This is a genomic window from Actinomycetes bacterium, assembly GCA_024222295.1.
GTDB lineage: Bacteria > Actinomycetota > Acidimicrobiia > Acidimicrobiales > Microtrichaceae > JAAEPF01.
Map to the genome: position 1 here is coordinate 1 of JAAEPF010000004.1, position 703 is coordinate 703.

The window sequence follows — 703 nt, forward strand, 5'->3', positions numbered from 1 at the left end:
CCCCGTTCTGGTTCGCCGGTTCAGCAGCGGAGCTCGCCGCGATCGCGCAGCACGCGGGTTTTCCTCTCGTGGTCAAGCCGGTCGCCGCGGCACCCGGGGAAGGCGAATCGGTACTGCTGCGGTCCGAGGACATCGAGCCTGCCTGGCGCCGTGCCGTCGCCGGTGGACGGCTCAGCCTGCAACGTGTCATCGCCGAGACTGCGGTCGAGTTCGATGTCGAGGTGACGCTGTTGACGGTGCGCACCACTGGCCCCGCAGGCCCGGTCGTGCATTTCTGCGAGCCGATCGGTCATCACCGGCCGGACGGCGACATCCTGGAATCCTGGCAGCCTCAGCAGCTCGCGCCGGCGGCGCTGGATGCGGCGAAGTCGATCGCCGCCCGCATCGTCAACTCGCTGGGTGGCCGCGGTGTGTTCAGTGTGGAGCTGTTGGTGCGCGGAGACGAGGTGTACTTTGCCGACGTTCGACCCCGGCCTCATGACAGTGGGCTGGTCACCATGCGCTCGCAGCGGCTCTCGGAGTTCGAGTTGCATGCCCGCGCTATCCTGGGGCTTCCCGTGGACACCATCATGATCTCGCCGGGCGCAGTCGAAGTCAGTTACGCCTCGGCGTCGGGAGCCGTCGAGGCCACCCAGGCCGAGGTGCGCATCGTGCTGGAGGACGCGCTCGCCGTCGCCGAGAGCGACGTGCGACTCTGCACACC

Annotated in this window: 1 protein-coding gene; it reads left to right on the forward strand. The window is 68.4% G+C overall.

Features of this window, described 5'->3' with window-relative positions; translation table 11 throughout:
- Positions 1 to 703: ATP-grasp domain-containing protein (locus GY812_02335; GenBank protein MCP4434321.1), on the forward strand; the 703-nt coding region annotated here is incomplete at both ends.